This window comes from Streptomyces yangpuensis, from assembly GCF_001005295.1.
Lineage (GTDB): Bacteria > Actinomycetota > Actinomycetes > Streptomycetales > Streptomycetaceae > Streptomyces > Streptomyces yangpuensis.
On the sequence record NZ_LBMK01000001.1, the window covers coordinates 911854 to 928875 of the forward strand.

Sequence of the window (17022 nt, forward strand, 5' to 3'; positions counted from 1 at the left end):
ACGTAGGATTCGAAGCTGCCCCCTTCCCCCGCCGCCAGGAGACCAGCGCCGTGACCAAGACGCCGTTCACGCACCTCCACGTCCACACCCAGTACTCGCTGCTGGACGGTGCCGCACGGCTGAAGGACATGTTCAACGCGTGCAACGAGATGGGCATGACGCACATCGCCATGTCCGACCACGGCAACCTGCACGGGGCCTACGATTTCTTCCACACCGCCCAGAAGTCCGGGATCACGCCGATCATCGGCATCGAGGCGTACGTCGCCCCCGAGTCCCGGCGCAACAAGCGCCGCATCCAGTGGGGCCAGCCCCACCAGAAGCGCGACGACGTCTCCGGCTCCGGCGGTTACACCCACAAGACGATCTGGGCGGCGAACTCCACCGGCCTGCACAACCTCTTCCGGCTGTCCTCCGACGCGTACGCCGAGGGCTGGCTCACGAAGTGGCCGCGCATGGACAAGGAGACCATCAGCAAGTGGTCCGAGGGTCTGATCGCCTCCACCGGCTGCCCCTCCGGCGAACTGCAGACCCGGCTGCGCCTCGGCCAGTTCGACGAGGCCCTGAAGTCGGCCTCCGAATACCAGGACATCTTCGGCAAGGACCGCTACTTCCTGGAGCTGATGGACCACGGCATCGAGATCGAGCGCCGGGTCCGCGACGGCCTGCTGGAGATCGGCAAGAAGCTCGGTATCCCGCCGCTGGTGACGAACGACTCGCACTACACCTACGCCAGCGAGGCCGCCGCCCACGACGCCCTGCTGTGCATCCAGACCGGCAAGAACCTCTCGGACCCCGACCGCTTCCGCTTCGACGGCTCCGGCTACTACCTGAAGTCGACCGACGAGATGTACGCCATCGACTCCTCGGACGCCTGGCAGGAGGGCTGCGCCAACACCAAGCTGGTCGCGGACCAGATCGACACCGAGGGCATGTTCACCTTCCGGAACCTGATGCCGAAGTTCGACATCCCGGACGGCTACACCGAGGTCACCTGGTTCCGCGAGGAGACCATGCGCGGCATGCACCGCCGCTTCCCCGGGGGCATCCCCGAGGACCGCATGAAGCAGGTCGAGTACGAGATGGACACGATCATCTCGATGGGCTTCCCCGGCTACTTCCTCGTGGTCGCCGACTTCATCATGTGGGCCAAGAACCAGGGCATCGCGGTGGGCCCCGGCCGAGGCTCCGCGGCCGGCTCGATCGTCGCCTACGCCATGGGCATCACCGACCTCGACCCGATCCCGCACGGCCTGATCTTCGAGCGCTTCCTCAACCCCGAGCGCGTCTCCATGCCCGACGTCGACATCGACTTCGACGAGCGCCGGCGCGTCGAGGTGATCCGGTACGTGACCGAGAAGTACGGCGCCGACAAGGTCGCCATGATCGGCACCTACGGCACCATCAAGGCCAAGAACGCGATCAAGGACTCCGCGCGCGTCCTGGGCTACCCGTACGCCATGGGCGACCGCCTCACCAAGGCCATGCCCGCCGACGTCCTCGGCAAGGGCATCCCGCTCTCCGGCATCCTCGACCCCTCGCACCCCCGCTACAGCGAGGCCGGCGAGATCCGCAGCATGTACGAGAACGAGCCCGACGTGAAGAAGGTCATCGACACCGCCCGCGGCGTCGAGGGCCTGGTCCGCCAGATGGGCGTGCACGCCGCCGGCGTGATCATGTCCAGCGAGCGGATCACCGACCACGTACCCGTCTGGGTGCGGCACACCGACGGCGTCACCATCACCCAGTGGGACTATCCGAGCTGCGAGTCGCTCGGCCTGCTGAAGATGGACTTCCTCGGCCTGCGCAACCTCACGATCATGGACGACGCCGTCAAGATGGTGAAGGCCAACAAGGGGATCGACATCGACCTCCTGGCCCTCCCGCTCGACGACCCCAAGACCTTCGAGCTGCTCCAGCGCGGCGACACCCTCGGCGTCTTCCAGTTCGACGGCGGCCCCATGCGCTCCCTGCTGCGCCTGATGAAGCCCGACAACTTCGAAGACATCTCCGCCGTGTCGGCCCTGTACCGCCCGGGCCCGATGGGCATGAACTCGCACACGAACTACGCCCTGCGCAAGAACAAGCAGCAGGAGATCACCCCGATCCACCCCGAGCTGGAGAAGCCGCTCGAAGAGGTGCTCGCGGTCACCTACGGCCTCATCGTCTACCAGGAGCAGGTCCAGAAGGCCGCCCAGATCATCGCCGGCTACTCGCTCGGCGAGGCCGACATCCTGCGCCGCGTGATGGGCAAGAAGAAGCCCGAGGAACTGGCCAAGAACTTCACGATCTTCCAGGAGGGCGCCCGGAAGAACGGCTACTCCGACACCGCCATCCAGGCCCTCTGGGACGTCCTGGTCCCCTTCGCCGGCTACGCCTTCAACAAGGCCCACTCGGCCGCGTACGGCCTGGTCTCCTACTGGACCGCCTACCTCAAGGCGAACTACCCGGCCGAGTACATGGCCGGCCTGCTCACCTCGGTCAAGGACGACAAGGACAAGTCCGCGATCTACCTGAACGAGTGCCGCCGCATGGGCATCAAGGTGCTCCCGCCGAACGTCAACGAGTCCGAGTCGAACTTCGCCGCCCAGGGCGACGACGTGATCCTCTTCGGCCTCACCGCCGTCCGCAACGTCGGCCAGAACGTCGTCGACTCGATCATCAAGACCAGGAAGGCCAAGGGGAAGTACTCCTCCTTCCCCGACTTCCTCGACAAGGTCGAGGCCGTCGTCTGCAACAAGCGGACCATCGAGTCGCTGATCAAGGCCGGCGCCTACGACGAGATGGGCCACACCCGCAAGGGCCTGGTCGCCCACCACGAGTCCATGATCGACAACGTGGTCGCCGTCAAGCGCAAGGAGGCGGAGGGACAGTTCGACCTCTTCGGCGGAATGGGTGACGAGGACAGCGGCGACGAGCCCGGCTTCGGCCTCGACGTGGAGTTCTCCGACGTCGAGTGGGAGAAGTCCTACCTGCTCGCCCAGGAGCGCGAGATGCTCGGCCTCTACGTTTCCGACCACCCGCTCTTCGGCCTGGAGCACGTGCTCTCCGACAAGACGGACGCCGGTATCTCCCAGCTCACCGGCGGCGAGCACTCCGACGGCGCCGTCGTCACCATCGGCGGCATCATCTCCGGCCTCCAGCGCAAGATGACCAAGCAGGGCAACGCCTGGGCCATCGCCACCGTCGAGGACCTGGCCGGCTCCATCGAGTGCATGTTCTTCCCCGCGACCTACCAGCTCGTCTCCACCCAGCTGGTCGAGGACACCGTCGTCTTCGTCAAGGGCCGCCTCGACAAGCGCGAGGACGTCCCCCGCCTGGTCGCCATGGAGATGATGGTCCCCGACCTCTCCTCGGCCGGTACCAACGCCCCCGTGGTCCTCACCATCCCCACGGTCAAGGTCACGCCCCCGATGGTGACCCGTCTGGGCGAGATCCTGCGCCACCACAAGGGCAACACCGAGGTACGGATCAAGCTCCAGGGGCCGCGCACCACCACCGTGCTGCGCCTCGACCGGCACCGCGTACAGCCCGACCCGGCCCTCTTCGGTGACCTGAAGGTCCTCCTCGGACCGTCCTGCCTGGCCGGATAACAGCGGCCGCCACGCGTACGGAAAGGCCTGCCCGGCGATGCCGGGCAGGCCTTTTCGGTTCCGGTCGTCACAGACCGACGCGAAGGACGTCAGTTGTGGCCGAACTTCTTCTGCTTGCTCTTGTGGGCCAGATCCATGGGACTGGGGGCCTGGGACGACTGCTCGGGGGAGTCCGAGGAGCGCGACGTGTCCTGCCCGGACGAGCGGGTCTGCTGCTTCGCCGGCTGCTTCTGATTCTTGTTCTTGGCCATGGGGGAGCCTCCGTGAGGGTCTAGGGGCCAGGACCGCCTTCACACTCACACAGCGCCAGAAACCGCGCATTTTGGATCATTACTGCGCGTAGCCGATGGCTGTTCCCCGCCACGCCGCCGGATCCGCCACGCCGATGATCGAGTTCCGGCCTTCAACACCCCCCAGGTCGGGCAGACTCGGGGCACCCCGGAAAACACACGGGGACCCCCCAGGGAAGAGGGTGGAACGCGTGGACCGCTGCGTCGTCCTGGTGGACGCCGGCTACCTGCTGGGCGCCGCCGCCAGCCTTCTCGCCGGGGAGCCCTCCCGCTCCCGGATCACCGTCGACCATGCCGCCCTCATCCAGGGCCTGCGCGAGCGCGCCGAGGCCGACACCCAGCAGCCCCTGCTGCGCATCTACTGGTTCGACGGCGCACCCGACCGGGTGCCGCAGCCCGAACACCGCAGACTGCGCGTCATGCCCCGGGTCACCGTCCGCCTCGGCGCCCTGACCCGCAGCGACGGCCGCTGGGCCCAGAAGGGCGTCGACGCCGCCATGCACGCCGAGCTCACCGAGCTCGCCCGCAACCGCGCCTGCTCCGACGTCGTCCTCGTCACCGGCGACGGCGACCTCCTGCCCGGCCTGATGTCCGCCAAGGAACACGGCGTCGCCGTCCACCTGTGGGCCGTCCAGGCCGCCGACGGCGACTACAACCAGTCCGAGGACCTCGTCGCCGAGGCCGACGAACGCCGCGTCCTCGACCGGGCCTGGATCACCCGGGCCGTCCGCGCCAAGGACCTCGCCGGGCTGTGCTCCCCGCCACCCGTGCCCCGCCCCGACATCGCCGCCATCCTCTCGGCCCCGCTGCCCGAGGCGGCCCTCGCCGAAGCCGCCCGCAACGGCGCCGCCGCCCCCGCCGACGACGACCGGGAGGCGGTCCCCGTACCGGCGCCCACCACCCCCGGCGGAAAGAGCGTCCCCACACCCAAGGACCTCGCCGGCGCCCTGCGCGCCCCCGGACCGCACACCGGCCAGCACACCGCCGCTGCCGGCACGCCCGCCCCCGCCAGCGCCCTGCGCTGGTCCTCCGACAAGGGCTGGATCGACCGGGCCGGACCCCTCGGCGAGCCCGCCGAGACCGCCTCGCTGCCCACCCTCGCCCAGCTCACCAGCGCCGAACAGCGCTGGGCGGACCGCGAGGAGGACATCACCACCGTCGGCGGCGACCCGTTCGAGGTGGGACAGGTGTTCGCCCGGCGCTGGATGGAGCGGCTCCCCGAGACCGTGCACCTCCAGAAACTCGCCACCATGTACCCGCGCATCCCGCACCGCATCGACGGCGAGCTGCTGCGCTACGCCGCCCGGTTCGGCCTGCTCGCGCACAAGGACGACCAGATCGACGAACACGACCGCTACGCCATCCGCGCCGGGTTCTGGAGGGAGATCGACGTCCGCGCCGCCGCCGAGCACGTCGCCGCGGTACCGGCCGCCGCACCCGGAACCGCACCGGGCGACCTCGCCGCCCCGCTGACCCCGGCGGCCGAGTAGGGGCGGGAACCCCGTAGGCTGCTCCCTCGTGAGTACGGGCACAGCACAGGCGCAGGACGGCACGGCGGCGGCCGCGGGAGCGGCGTCGGACGTGGTCTGCGCGGTACGTGACCTGGTCAAGACGTACCCCGCGGTACGCGGACGGCGCGGCGCCCCCGCCCTGCCCGAGACCCGCGCCAACGACGGCGTCAGCCTCGACGTCCGGCGCGGCGAGATCTTCGGCCTGCTCGGCCCCAACGGCGCCGGCAAGTCCACCCTGGTCCGCCAGCTCACCGGCCTGATGCGACCCGACTCGGGCACCGTGACCCTCCTCGGCCACGACCTCGTACGCCACCCCGGAAGGGCCTCCAGGCTGCTCGCCTACCTCGGCCAGGAGTCCACCGCCCTGGACGAGCTCACGGTGGCACTGGCCGCCGAGACCACCGGCCGGCTCCGCGGCCTCGACGTACGGGCGGCACGCGCCGAGCGCGACGCCGTACTGGAGGAACTCGGGCTGACCCCGATCGCCGGGCGGCCCCTGAAGAAGCTCTCCGGCGGCCAGCGGCGCCTCGCCTGCTTCGCCGCCGCACTCGTGGGCGAGCGGCCCGTCCTCGTCCTCGACGAACCCACCACCGGCATGGACCCCGTGGCCCGGCGGGCCGTGTGGTCGGCCGTGGACCGGCGCCGCGCCCGGCACGGCGCGACCGTCCTGCTCGTCACCCACAACGTCATCGAGGCCGAGACCGTCCTCGACCGGGTCGCCGTCATCGACCAGGGCAAGGTCATCGCCTGCGACACCCCCGCCGCGCTGAAGGCCCGGGTCTCCGGCGAGGTCCGGCTGGAACTCGTATGGCGCGAAGCCGCTCCGCTGGAGGTGCCCGAGGTCGCCCGGCTGCGCGACCGGGCCGTCGCATCGGGACGCCGCTGGGTGCTCCGGCTGGCGCCGGACGAGGCCAGGGCGGCGGTGGCCTCGGTCACCGGCGGCCCCGCCTTCGCCGCGCTCGACGACTTCACCCTGGCCACCCCCAGCCTCGAAGACGTGTACCTGGCCCTCGGCGGCAAGACGAAAGGGCTGGTGAAGTCGTGAGCGACCGCACGACGGGAGCCGTCCGGGCCACGCCCGCGTCCGGCGCCGCCGCAGCGACCCCGGCACCCGTGCAGGGGGCCGCGCCACTGGCGCCCGGCGCGCGGTTCTTCCCCGCCCTGGCCGCCGTCTACCGCGCCCAGCTGTCCCGGGCACGGGTCGCACGGATCCCGCTGCTGTTCGTCGCCACCTTCCAGTCCGTCGGGATCATGATCCTGATGCGGGGCGTCGTCGACGGGGGCTCGGAGGCCCGGGCCGTCGTGGCCGGCTCCTCGGTGCTCGTCGTCGCCTTCGTCGCGCTGAACCTGCTCGCGCAGTACTTCGGGCAGCTACGGGCCGGCGGCGGACTCGACCACTACGCCACCCTGCCCGTACCGCCCGCCTCGGTGGTGCTGGGCGCGGCCGCCGCGTACGCCTCCTTCACCCTCCCGGGCACGCTGGTCACGGCGGTCTTCGGGTGCCTGCTTTTCGGCCTGCCGATGGGCGGGCTGTGGATCCTGGCTGCCGTGGTGCCGCTGGCCGGGGCCGCGCTGGCCGGGCTCGGTGCGGCGCTGGGGCTGCTGGCCCCGCGCCAGGAACTGGCCACCCTCGCGGGACAGCTCGGGATGTCCGCGGCCCTGCTGCTGGGGGTGCTGCCGCCCGAGCGGATGCCGGCCGTGATCGTGTGGGCGCGTGACCTGCTGCCGTCCACGTACGGGGTGGAGGCGTTCGCCCGGACCTTCGAGCAGTCGCCGGACTGGGCCGCCGTCGCCTTCGACCTCGGCGTGTGCGGGGCCGTGGGCGTCGTCTCCCTGGCCGTCGCGACCTGGGCGTACCGCCGGGCCGCGGTGCGCTGACGCGGTCCGCCGACGCCCCGGCCGGGCACACCTGGCACGATGTGGGGGTGACCGAAGCCGTGACCCCGCAGTCCCCGTTCGACCCGCCGCCGGCGCCGCCCGAGAAGCCGGGCGGCACCGCCGCGGCCATCACCCCGGAGGACATCCGCGACGGGGCTGTCGTGGCCCTGGCGGTCGGGGTGGCCGGACTGCTCCTCGGACTGCTGTGGATGTGGCTCGCGCCCCGGGTGCAGTACGTCTCCAACGGTGAGGCGGTGTTCCTGCGCAACAGCGAGAGCGAGGCGCGGATCGCCGCCGACGGCACCTTCTTCCTGCTGGCGGTCGGGCTGGGCGTGCTGAGCGCCGTCGGCACCTTCCTGTGGCGCCGGGCCGGCGGCGTACCGCTGGTGATCGGGCTCGCCGTGGGATCCTGCTTCGCCGCGCTCGCGGGATGGCGCTTCGGGCTGTGGCTCGGGGCGTCGTCGACCGACCTGGCCGCCGCCGCGGCCGCCGCGGGCAAGGGCGTGCCGTTCGACGCACCGCTGGAGCTGATGGCGCATGGCGCGCTGCTGGCCTGGCCGATGACCGCCGTGCTGCTGCACCTGGGGTTCACCGCGCTGTGGACGCCGCGGGATCCGGAGCCGGATCCGCTGTACGGGTGGACCGGGTACTACCAGCCGCCGGCGCCGCCGTCGGCCGAGCGGACGCTGCCGCCCACCGACACCGGGCCGACGGCGTCGGAGGCCCCGCGCGCCTGACCCCTCCGGGGCGGTGCCGCCCGCCGCGCGGAGCCCCGGGAGCACGGGCGGGAGCCCGGTGGGGCCTGCCGAGCCGGAGGCTAAGGGCGGCCGATCGGGGCCAGGGTGGCTTCGGTGAGGGTGGTCAGGTCCGTCGGGGAGAGCTCGATCTCCAGGCCGCGGCGGCCCGCCGAGCAGCAGATCGTGGGATGCGCCGACGCGGACTCGTCGATCACCGTACGCAGCCGCCTGCGCTGCCCCAGCGGGGAGATGCCCCCGCGGACGTAACCCGTCGTGCGTTCCGCCAGGGCAGGGTCCGCCATCGCCGCCCGCTTGCCGCCGACTGCCGTCGCCAGCGCCTTCAGGTCCAGCGACCCCGACACCGGGACCACCGCCACCGTCAGGACGCCGTCCACGTCCGCCACCAGGGTCTTGAAGACCTGCGTGGGCGAGACCCCCATGGCCTCGGCCGCTTCCTCGCCGTACGAGGGATGCGCCGGGTCGTGCTCGTACGCGTGCGTGGTGAAGGCCACCCCCGCAGCCGTCAGCGCCGCGATCGCCGGAGTGCCGGCCGCCTGCTTCGTCTTCTTCGCCATCGGTCCCCCGTCAGTTGGGGCTCGTCGGAGCCCGGGTCAGTTCCACCGCCGGCAGCGACGGCAGGTGGCGGATCACCGCCGTCTCCGTACGCAGCAGCTTCAGCTCCTCCGCCAGCCGCGTCGCCGTGTCCGGGGCCTGGAGCAGCCGCTGCTTCGACGGGATGTCCAGCACCGCCGCCGCGGCCACCAGGTACGAGACCACCGACGGCTCGTCGGGCAGCTCCGCGCCCGTCAGGGACCGCTCACGGGCCCCGGCCAGCCGCTTCTGGTAGCTGCGGAAGGCCCGCAGCACCCCCTCCGCGAGGACCCCGGCACCGTCGCCCGCGTCCTCCGGGAGCTCCTCCAGCTCCGCCGTCAGGAACGGGCCCGAGGAATCGACCGACAGCAGACGGACCCGCGTCGTACCGGTCGCCAGCACCTCGAAGCTGCCGTCCTCCCGCTCCCGGATCGTCGCCGCGTCCGCGATGCAGCCCACCCGGTGGAACGCCTGGATCGGGTCGGCACCGAACCCCGCGGCCGGGCCCCGCTCGGGCAGGGCCGTCGGATCCGGCAGACCGGGCGCGGTCGGGGCGACCTCCCGGCCGTCCCGGATCGCGACGACCGCGAAACGGCGCGGCTCGTCCTCACCCGTCTTCAGCAGCTCGCGCATCATGGCGCGATAACGCTCCTCGAAGACGTTCAGCGGGAGGACGAGTCCCGGGAACAGCACCGAGTTCAGCGGGAAGAGTGGCAGGCGAACGGTGGTCACGACGCACAGGGTAATCGTCCCGAGACGCGCCCCGTCACCCCCGCCGCAGCAGCCGGGAGGCCCCCGCCGCCACCGTCGTGGCCAGGATCCAGCCCATGATGACGAGGGCAGCCGCCCCCCACTGCCAGCCGCCCGCCAGTTTCCAGTGACCCTGCTGGCCGAGGTCGATCACCGGGAGCAGCAGATCCAGCGCGTACAGCGGGGCGTTCCAGTGCGGATGCTCGTCCTGCTTGATCGCCGGCGGGTCGAGCTGCGCGAACAGCAGCGTCCCCGCCGCCCACAGCACCGCCATCCACAGCGCCGCCCGGCCCGGCCGGTACCCGTACACCACCGTCCAGTCCTGGAGGTACCCCCACGCCTTCGGCCCCGGCGGCAGCGTGGCCCGGCGCCGCCGCTGCTTGGCCAGCAGCACCTCGCGCGCGTCCGCGTCCTCGCCGCAGGCCCGCAGCACGGCCGCCAGCCGCTCGTACGGCCCCGGCGAGTACTCGGGGGTGGCCGCCTCCAGCCAGGCCAGCCGGCGGGAGAGGGGGAAGTGCCCGCGGGGCGCCAGGTCCTCGTACTCGAACCCCTCGATGGACACCCCGCCCGGGCCCGGCCAGCTCGTGGCGGTGTCGACGAGCTTGACCACCTTGGCCCCCGACACCACCACCCGGCCGCGCTCCGGGCCCTCCCCGACGAAACGGAACTCCGGGGTCTGGATCCGGCGCAGGGAGATCTCCTGCTCGTCCGTGAGCAGGAACCGCGCGCCGTAGAAGTCGATGGCGTCCCCGAACCGTCCGTCGTCCAGACGCAGCCCGCCCCGGCACTCGAACGGCTGCGCCCGCTGCCCCCGCGTCGGCGTCCGGCCCAGCCCGTACGGGGGAGTGGAGGAGCCCGAGCCGCCCCGGCCGTAGTCCATCGCGATCGACGTCAGGTACAGGGTCCGCTCCACGGTCAGCTGCGGCGCGTTCAGCGCGAACCGCCCGGAAGGATTGCGCAGCCGGGCCCCGCGCAGATTCATCGACACGCCGACCTTCGCACCGCGCAGGCTCACCTCCCCGTACGTCTCCAGCAGCTCGCCCTGGAAGTCCTGCGCGACCGACATCCCGTCGGCGGCGATCGCCCGGCCCTTGGTGTCCCGCTGTACCACCACCTGGCTGACCAGCAGGTCCGTACCGATCTGCGCGTCGGTCAGCCGGATCCCGCGCGCCACCCGGCAGCGCGGCAGATGCAGATCGCCCTCCGTGTGCAGCCGGGACGCCTCCAGCCGCGGGATCGCACAGTTGACCAGGCGCAACGTGCCGAAGCGGGCCTCGGACAGCTGGATCTCGCTGTCGAAGCGGCACGACTGGAGCTCCACGTACGGAGCAACCGTCCCACCGGAAAGATCCAGCCGCCCGGTGATCCGTACGCCGCGCAGCTTCAGCGACGCCACCCGGCCCGGCACCGGCGGCGGACCGTGGAGCAGGAGCAGCGCCACCACCCGGGCGCGGACGCTGCGTCCCGGACCCCACACCCGGTCGGAATGCGGATCGTCCTGGTCGGCGGCGCGGGCACTGAGGTCGCAGACGCTGCCGGTGCGGAAGGCGTCCCACATGCGTCGCTCGGGAGCGCTCAGATCCGCCGGTTCCCCGTCCGGGCTCGCCTCGGTCACCGCGGTCCCCCTCCGCCGTCAGGTACGTGTAGGCGAACGCTAACGGGCACCGGTGACGTCCGGGGGCGTCCGCGACGTGTATCAGCCAGTGATACGGGCGGACAGTGGCACCAGGCGGTCTGAGAGAATTGGGAGGTGATCTCTCGTATCGACCTGCGCGGTGACGCCCTCCCCGAGGGCGCCGCCCTGCGCGACCTGCTGCCCCGTGCCGAGTTCGACGTGGAAGCCGCCCTGGAGAAGGTGCGGCCCATCTGCGAGGACGTCCATCATCGTGGCACGGCGGCGCTGATCGAGTACGCGCAGAAGTTCGACGGGGTGACGCTCACGCAGGTCAGGGTGCCCGCGGAGGCCCTCAAGGCCGCTCTCGACGAGCTCGACCCGGCCGTCCGCGCGGCCCTGGAGGAGTCGATCCGGCGCGCCCGGATCGTGCACCGCGAACAGCGCCGCACCGAGCACACCACCCAGGTGGTCCCCGGCGGCACCGTGACCGAGAAGTGGGTTCCGGTGGAGCGCGTGGGGCTGTACGCCCCGGGCGGCCGTTCGGTGTACCCGTCGTCCGTCGTCATGAACGTGGTGCCGGCCCAGGAGGCGGGCGTCGAGTCGATCGCGCTCGCGTCCCCGCCGCAGAAGGAGTTCGGGGGGTTGCCGCACCCGACGATCCTCGCCGCGTGCGCCCTGCTCGGTGTGGACGAGGTGTACGCGGCCGGCGGCGCCCAGGCTGTCGCGATGTTCGCGTACGGGACGGAAGACTGCCTTCCGGCCAACATGGTCACCGGCCCCGGCAACATCTGGGTCGCCGCCGCCAAGCGCTACTTCACCGGCCGCATCGGCATCGACACCGAGGCCGGCCCGACCGAGATCGCCGTCCTCGCCGACTCCACCGCCGACCCCGTGCACGTCGCCGCCGACCTGATCAGCCAGGCCGAGCACGACCCGCTGGCCGCCGCCGTCCTCGTCACGGACTCCGCGGAGCTCGCGGACGCCGTAGAGCGGGAGCTGGATCCGCAGATCGCCGCGACCAAGCACGTCGAGGACCGGATCAAGCCCGCCCTCGCCGGCAAGCAGTCCGCGATCGTCCTCGTCGACAGCCTGGAGGACGGCCTCAAGGTCGTCGACGCCTACGGCGCCGAGCACCTGGAGATCCAGACCGCCGACGCCGCCGCCTGGGCCGCCCGGGTCCGCAACGCCGGCGCGATCTTCGTCGGCCCCTGGGCCCCGGTCTCCCTCGGCGACTACTGCGCCGGCTCCAACCACGTCCTGCCCACCGGCGGCTGCGCCTGCCACTCCTCGGGCCTGTCCGTGCAGTCCTTCCTGCGCGGCATCCACATCGTCGACTACACCCGCGACGCCCTCGCCGAGGTCACCCACCACGTGGTCACCCTCGCCGAGGCCGAGGACCTGCCCGCCCACGGCGCCGCCCTCAAGGCACGTTTCGGCGGAGCCGTACCGGACCAGCACAGCGGAGGGAAGGTCCCCACCCCGTGAGCATCGGCATCGACGACCTCCCCATCCGGGACGAACTGCGCGGCAAGAGCCCGTACGGCGCCCCGCAGCTCGACGTGCCCGTCCAGCTGAACACCAACGAGAACCCCTACGAGCTGCCTGCCGAGCTCGTCGCACGCATCGCCGAACGCGTCGCCGACGCCGCCCGCACCCTCAACCGCTACCCGGACCGGGACGCGGTCGAGCTGCGCACCGAGCTGGCCGCCTACCTCACCCGGACGGCGGGGCACCCGGTCACGCGGGAGAACGTATGGGCCGCCAACGGCTCCAACGAGGTCATCCAGCAGCTGCTGCAGACCTTCGGCGGGCCCGGCCGCACCGCGATCGGCTTCGAGCCCTCCTACTCCATGCACGCGCTGATCTCCCGCGGCACCGGCACGGGCTGGATCTCCGGCCCGCGCCGCGAGGATTTCACCATCGACACGGAGGCGGCCGAGCGGGCGATCGCCGAGCACGCACCCGACGTTGTCTTCATCACCTCCCCCAACAACCCCACCGGCACCGCCGTCGACGCGGAGACCGTCCTGGCCCTCTACGAGGCGGCCCAGGCGGCCAAGCCCTCCCTCGTCATCGTCGACGAGGCCTACGTGGAGTTCAGCCACCGGGACTCCCTGCTGCCCCTCATCGAGGGCCGGCCCAACATGGTGATCTCCCGGACCATGTCCAAGGCCTTCGGCGCGGCCGGCCTGCGCCTGGGCTACCTGGCCGCACACCCCGCCGTCGTCGACGCCGTCCAGCTGGTGCGCCTGCCGTACCACCTGTCCGCCGTCACCCAGGCGACCGCACTGGCCGCCCTGGAGCACACCGACACCCTGCTCGGCTACGTCGAGCAGCTCAAGGCCGAACGGGACCGCCTCGTCACCGAGCTGCGGACCATCGGCTACGAGGTCACCGAGTCCGACGCGAACTTCATCCAGTTCGGCACGTTCGAGGACTCGCACACCGCCTGGCAGAAGATCCTCGACCACGGGGTCCTGGTCCGGGACAACGGCGTACCCGGCCGGCTGCGGGTCACCGCCGGCACCCCGGCAGAGAACGACGCGTTCCTGGAAGCGGTTCGCGCACTGAAGAAGGAGCAGCACGCATGAGCCGCATCGGACGGGTCGAACGGACCACCAAGGAGACCTCCGTCGTCGTCGAGATAAACCTCGACGGAACCGGCAAGGTCGACGTGTCCACCGGCGTGGGCTTCTACGACCACATGCTCGACCAGCTCGGCCGCCACGGCCTCTTCGACCTCACCGTCAAGACCGACGGCGACCTGCACATCGACTCCCACCACACCATCGAGGACACCGCCCTCGCGCTCGGCGCCGCCTTCAAGCAGGCCCTCGGCGACAAGGTGGGCATCTACCGCTTCGGCAACTGCACCGTGCCGCTCGACGAGTCCCTCGCCCAGGTGACCGTCGACCTGTCCGGCCGCCCCTACCTCGTGCACACCGAGCCCGAGAACATGGCACCGATGATCGGCTCCTACGACACCACGATGACCCGGCACATCCTGGAGTCCTTCGTCGCCCAGGCGCAGATCGCCCTGCACGTCCACGTCCCGTACGGCCGCAACGCCCACCACATCGTGGAGTGCCAGTTCAAGGCCCTCGCCCGCGCCCTGCGCTACGCCGCCGAGTTCGACCCGCGCGCCGCCGGCATCCTGCCCTCCACGAAGGGCGCCCTCTAGCAGTGAACGGGCTCAACACCATCCTGATCGTCCTCGGCCTCTTCCTGGCCGGGGGCGTCTACTCCTTCCAGAAGCAGCAGATGCCCAAGTCGGTCATCATCCTGCTCGCCCTCGCCTCCGCGATGTGTCTGGCAGCCGGAGTCCTGCGAATCCAAGGAATCTGGGAATGAGCACTGCACGCCCCACCAAGAAGGTCGTCGTCTTCGACTACGGCTTCGGCAACGTCCGCTCCGCCGAACGCGCCCTCGCCCGCGTCGGCGCCGACGTCGAGATCACCCGCGACTACGACAAGGCCATGGACGCCGACGGACTCCTCGTCCCCGGCGTCGGCGCCTTCTCCGCCTGCATGCAGGGACTCAAGGACGTCCGCGGCGACTGGATCATCGGCCGCCGCCTCTCCGGCGGCCGCCCGGTCATGGGCATCTGCGTCGGCATGCAGATCCTCTTCGAGCGCGGCATCGAACACGGCGTGGAAACTGCAGGTCTCGACGAGTGGCCCGGCACCGTCGGCCCGCTCAAGGCCCCGATCGTCCCGCACATGGGCTGGAACACCGTCGAGGCCCCGGCCGACAGCCAGGCCTTCGCCGGCCTCGACGCCGACGCCCGGTTCTACTTCGTGCACTCCTACGCGGCACGCGACTGGAGCCTGGAAGTCACCAACCCGCTGATCCGCGCCCCCAAGGTCACCTGGGCCACCCACGGCGAACGCTTCGTCGCGGCGGTGGAGAACGGGGCCCTGTGGGCCACCCAGTTCCACCCCGAGAAGTCCGGCGACGCCGGAGCCCAGCTCCTCACCAACTGGATCGAGACCCTCTGATGCCGAACACGCTTGAACTGCTCCCCGCGGTCGACGTCCGCGACGGCCAGGCCGTCCGCCTCGTCCACGGCGTCTCCGGCAGCGAGACCTCCTACGGCTCCCCGCTGCAGGCCGCCCTCGCCTGGCAGGCCGCCGGCGCCGAATGGCTCCACCTCGTCGACCTGGACGCCGCCTTCGGCACCGGCGACAACCGCGCCCTGGTCGCCGAGATCACCCGCGCCATGGACATCAAGGTCGAGCTGTCCGGCGGCATCCGCGACGACGCCTCGCTCGCCGCGGCCCTCGCCACCGGCTGCACCCGCGTCAACCTCGGCACCGCCGCCCTGGAGACCCCCGAGTGGGCCGCCAAGGCCATCGCCGAACACGGCGACAAGATCGCCATCGGCCTCGACGTACGCGGCACCACCCTCAAGGGCCGCGGCTGGACCAGCGAGGGCGGCGACCTCTACGAGACCCTCGCCCGCCTCGACTCCGAGGGCTGCGCCCGCTACGTCGTCACCGACATCGGCAAGGACGGCACGCTCACCGGCCCCAACCTGGAGCTGCTCCGCAACGTCTGCGCCGCCACCGACCGGCCCGTCGTCGCCTCCGGCGGCGTCTCCTCCCTGGACGACCTGCGGGCCCTGTCCGAGCTGGTCCCGCAGGGCGTCGAGGGCGCGATCGTCGGCAAGGCCCTGTACGCCAAGGCCTTCACCCTGGAAGAAGCCCTGAAGGTGGTCTCCGCATGAGCTCCCCCGACACCGCCGCCGTACGCCGGATCTCCTCCGGCGGCCCCTACGAGGACGTCATCGCGTACTCCCGCGCCGTGCAGCTCCCCAACGGCCTCGTGCTCGTCTCCGGCTGCACCGCGGCCGACGCGGGCGGCCCGTACGATCAGAGCGTGGCCGCCTTCGGCGTCGCCTTCAAGGCCCTCGCCCAGGCCGGCCTCGGCCCCGAGGACGTCGTCCGCACCCGCATGTACCTGACGCACGCCCGCGACGTGGACGAGGTGGGCCGCGCCCACAAGGAGCTCTTCGACGCGGTCCGCCCGGCCGCGACGATGCTCATCGTCTCCGGCTTCGTCGACCCGTCGATGGTCGTCGAGGTGGAGGTCGAGGCGTACAAGGCGGTGCCCGCATGAGCCTCGCCGTACGCGTGATCCCCTGCCTGGACGTGGACAACGGCCGGGTGGTCAAGGGCGTCAACTTCCAGAACCTGCGCGACGCGGGCGACCCGGTGGAGATGGCCAAGCTGTACGACGCCGAGGGCGCCGACGAGCTGACCTTCCTCGACATCACCGCGTCCTCCGGGAACCGCGAGACCACCTACGACGTGGTGCGGCGCACCGCCGAACAGGTCTTCATCCCGCTGACGGTGGGCGGCGGCGTCCGCACCGCCGACGACGTGGACAAACTGCTGCGCGCCGGAGCGGACAAGGTCGGCGTGAACACCGCCGCCATCGCCCGCCCCGAGCTGATCCAGGAGATCGCGGAACGGTTCGGGCGGCAGGTCCTCGTCCTGTCGGTCGACGCCCGCCGCACCGAGTCCGGCACCTTCGAGGTCACCACCCACGGCGGCCGCCGGGGCACCGGCATCGACGCCGTCGAGTGGGCCCACCGGGCCGCGGAGCTGGGCGCGGGCGAGATCCTGCTGAACTCGATGGACGCGGACGGTACGAAGGACGGCTACGACACCGAGATGATCGCGGCGGTCCGCAAGCACGTCACCGTGCCGGTGATCGCCTCCGGCGGCGCGGGCCGCCTGGCGGACTTCGCCCCGGCGATCGCGGCGGGCGCGGACGCGGTGCTCGCGGCGTCGGTGTTCCACTTCGGCGACCTCCGCATCTCCGAGGTCAAGTCGGCCCTCCGCGAAGCGGGCCACCCGGTCCGCTAGTCCCGTTGCCCTGGCCGGGCGCTGCCTCTGCCCTGGCCGGGCGGTGGGGTGGTGTTCCGGGTGCGGGCCGGTGGCCGCGCCTCAAACGCCGGCGGGGCTGGGTGGTGGGGCGGTGCCCCTGCGGGGGCTCTCCTCGGCTCGGCGCGTGCGGCCCCGGCTCGGACGTACGGCCTTGGTTGCGCCTCGT

At 71.7% G+C, this 17022-nt stretch carries 17 protein-coding genes; 13 read left to right on the forward strand and 4 right to left on the reverse strand.

Annotation, left to right across the window (positions count from 1 at the left end; translation table 11 throughout):
• Window positions 1–50 precede the first annotated feature (50 nt).
• A complete protein-coding gene (gene dnaE, locus AAT21_RS04105) occupies window positions 51–3593 on the forward strand; it encodes a DNA polymerase III subunit alpha (RefSeq protein ID WP_046775271.1) in 3543 nt (1180 codons plus the stop codon).
• Window positions 3594–3682: 89 nt separating this feature from the next.
• Here dnaE and AAT21_RS37910 read toward each other — a convergent pair whose 3' ends face one another.
• Complete coding sequence (locus tag AAT21_RS37910; protein ID WP_167350556.1) at window positions 3683–3844, reverse strand: hypothetical protein; 162 nt, start codon at window positions 3842–3844, stop codon at window positions 3683–3685.
• Between the two features lie 221 nt (window positions 3845–4065).
• Here AAT21_RS37910 and AAT21_RS04110 point away from each other — a divergent pair, with 221 nt between their 5' ends.
• From AAT21_RS04110 to AAT21_RS04125, 4 genes are all read left to right on the forward strand, one after another.
• Window positions 4066–5373, forward strand: coding sequence for an NYN domain-containing protein (locus tag AAT21_RS04110; RefSeq protein WP_046775272.1), 1308 nt, complete (start codon window positions 4066–4068; stop codon window positions 5371–5373).
• A gap of 28 nt (window positions 5374–5401) precedes the next feature.
• Entirely contained in the window at window positions 5402–6439 is a 1038-nt protein-coding gene (locus AAT21_RS04115; RefSeq protein WP_079025414.1) for an ABC transporter ATP-binding protein, read from the forward strand.
• A 68-nt stretch (window positions 6440–6507) separates the two neighbouring features.
• A complete protein-coding gene (locus tag AAT21_RS04120; RefSeq protein ID WP_235438690.1) occupies window positions 6508–7272 on the forward strand; it encodes an ABC transporter permease in 765 nt (254 codons plus the stop codon).
• A gap of 47 nt (window positions 7273–7319) precedes the next feature.
• The gene (locus AAT21_RS04125; RefSeq protein WP_046775274.1) at window positions 7320–8009 is read left to right on the forward strand and encodes a hypothetical protein; all 690 of its coding nucleotides are present in this window, start codon (window positions 7320–7322) and stop codon (window positions 8007–8009) included.
• Window positions 8010–8089: 80 nt separating this feature from the next.
• Here the strand turns inward: AAT21_RS04125 and ybaK are convergent, their stop codons facing one another.
• From ybaK to AAT21_RS04140, 3 genes are read right to left on the reverse strand one after another with little or no spacing between them, the layout of a single operon-like run.
• Entirely contained in the window at window positions 8090–8584 is a 495-nt protein-coding gene (gene ybaK, locus AAT21_RS04130) for a Cys-tRNA(Pro) deacylase (RefSeq protein WP_046775275.1), read from the reverse strand.
• 10 nt (window positions 8585–8594) lie between these two features.
• Entirely contained in the window at window positions 8595–9332 is a 738-nt protein-coding gene (locus tag AAT21_RS04135) for an LON peptidase substrate-binding domain-containing protein (RefSeq protein ID WP_046775276.1), read from the reverse strand.
• A 34-nt stretch (window positions 9333–9366) separates the two neighbouring features.
• Window positions 9367–10965, reverse strand: coding sequence for an oxidoreductase (locus AAT21_RS04140; RefSeq protein ID WP_412180294.1), 1599 nt, complete (start codon window positions 10963–10965; stop codon window positions 9367–9369).
• Window positions 10966–11100: 135 nt separating this feature from the next.
• Between AAT21_RS04140 and hisD the strand changes: the two genes are divergently transcribed.
• The 8 genes from hisD to hisF are packed head-to-tail and all read left to right on the forward strand — an operon-like array spanning window position 11101 to window position 16835.
• A complete protein-coding gene (gene hisD, locus AAT21_RS04145; RefSeq protein WP_046775277.1) occupies window positions 11101–12450 on the forward strand; it encodes a histidinol dehydrogenase in 1350 nt (449 codons plus the stop codon).
• Window positions 12447–13556, forward strand: coding sequence for a histidinol-phosphate transaminase (locus AAT21_RS04150; RefSeq protein ID WP_046775278.1), 1110 nt, complete (start codon window positions 12447–12449; stop codon window positions 13554–13556). Before hisD ends, AAT21_RS04150 begins: the two co-directional genes overlap by 4 nt.
• Entirely contained in the window at window positions 13553–14146 is a 594-nt protein-coding gene (gene hisB, locus AAT21_RS04155) for an imidazoleglycerol-phosphate dehydratase HisB (protein ID WP_030855496.1), read from the forward strand. The genes AAT21_RS04150 and hisB overlap by 4 nt, the downstream gene beginning before the upstream one ends.
• A 2-nt stretch (window positions 14147–14148) precedes the next feature.
• Window positions 14149–14316 (forward strand): hypothetical protein, encoded by a 168-nt coding sequence (locus AAT21_RS37915; protein WP_030855494.1) that lies wholly within the window; start codon window positions 14149–14151, stop codon window positions 14314–14316.
• On the forward strand, window positions 14313–14963 hold the full coding sequence (gene hisH / locus AAT21_RS04165; protein ID WP_030855492.1) for an imidazole glycerol phosphate synthase subunit HisH: 651 nt from the start codon (window positions 14313–14315) through the stop codon (window positions 14961–14963). The genes AAT21_RS37915 and hisH overlap by 4 nt, the downstream gene beginning before the upstream one ends.
• Window positions 14963–15691, forward strand: coding sequence for a bifunctional 1-(5-phosphoribosyl)-5-((5-phosphoribosylamino)methylideneamino)imidazole-4-carboxamide isomerase/phosphoribosylanthranilate isomerase PriA (priA, locus tag AAT21_RS04170; RefSeq protein ID WP_046775279.1), 729 nt, complete (start codon window positions 14963–14965; stop codon window positions 15689–15691). Before hisH ends, priA begins: the two co-directional genes overlap by 1 nt.
• Complete coding sequence (locus tag AAT21_RS04175) at window positions 15688–16083, forward strand: RidA family protein (RefSeq protein WP_046775280.1); 396 nt, start codon at window positions 15688–15690, stop codon at window positions 16081–16083. Before priA ends, AAT21_RS04175 begins: the two co-directional genes overlap by 4 nt.
• A complete protein-coding gene (gene hisF, locus AAT21_RS04180) occupies window positions 16080–16835 on the forward strand; it encodes an imidazole glycerol phosphate synthase subunit HisF (protein ID WP_046775281.1) in 756 nt (251 codons plus the stop codon). Before AAT21_RS04175 ends, hisF begins: the two co-directional genes overlap by 4 nt.
• Window positions 16836–17022: the final 187 nt, after the last annotated feature.